Here is a 1,026-nt window from a genome sequence, read left to right as displayed (position 1 = left end):
CCCCCTGAGTTCACAAACGAAGTGCAACACCTGAGACAGGTGCTGCCATGTCGAGATATCGTCAGCTTACGCTCGAGGAGCGGTGTTCGATTGCCCGGCTTCATGAAGCCGGGCAATCGATCCGGCAGATCGCTGCAACTCTGGATCGCGAGCCGTCGACCGTCTCGCGCGAACTGAAGCGGAACGGTGGTGCCAGAATCGGCTACCGCCCCGCCTATGCGCAGGCGCTGGCCGAGGCGCGGCGCTGGCATGGCTGCCGGCTGGAGCGCGAGGACGCCTTGCGCGAGACCGTACTGGACCGCCTCGCCGCTGGCTGGTCACCCGAGCAGGTCGCCGGCCGCCTTGCCCGCGAGGCCGGCCACCCGGTCATCAGCCACGAGACGATCTACCGCTTCGTCCATGCCCAGCTCAAGCGCACCAACGACCGGCGCTGGCGTCATTACCTGCCTCGCGCCAAATACAAGCGCGGCTGGCGCACCAAAGGCGGCTGGCCGCGCCGCACGGGCACCACGATCCACGAGCGGCCGCCCCATGTCGCTGGCCGCCGCGAACCCGGGCATTGGGAGGCCGATGCCATGCTCTTCTCGAAGCCCGGCCACGCCGTCATCATCGCCCACGAGCGCACTTCGCGCCTGACCATCGCCCTGCGCCAGAACAGCCTCAAGGCCGATCCCGTCGCCAGCGCGCTCGTCCGGATGCTCGGCCCCATGCCCGACACGCTGCGCCGCTCCATCACCTTCGATAACGGGACAGAGTTTGCCCGCTACCACCAGATCGAGCGCCGCCTCGCCCTCGACGCCTATTTCTGCGACCCACGATCACCCTGGCAAAAGGGCAGCGTCGAGAACGCCATCGGACGCCTCAGGCGCGACCTGCCCCGTAAAACCAAACCACACGACTTGTCACAGCGAAAGCTCGACGCCATCCTCCACAGACACAATCATACACCCAGAAAATGCCTCGGCTTCCAAACCCCCGCTGAGGCCTTCTTCCCGTTGCACTTCGAATGTGAATCCACACCCGGAT

Annotated in this window: 1 protein-coding gene; it reads left to right on the top strand. The window is 66.0% G+C overall.

Annotated features, from left to right (window positions below; translation table 11 throughout):
- Positions 1-47: 47 nt before the first annotated feature.
- Positions 48-1,026: IS30 family transposase (locus tag FHS97_RS17190; RefSeq protein WP_184041079.1), on the top strand; the 979-nt coding region annotated here is incomplete at its 3' end.

This window comes from Sphingomonas endophytica, assembly GCF_014199415.1.
Classification (GTDB): domain Bacteria; phylum Pseudomonadota; class Alphaproteobacteria; order Sphingomonadales; family Sphingomonadaceae; genus Sphingomonas; species Sphingomonas endophytica.
Note: the sequence above shows the minus strand (reverse complement) of the source record. Positions and strands in the feature narration are given on the sequence as shown.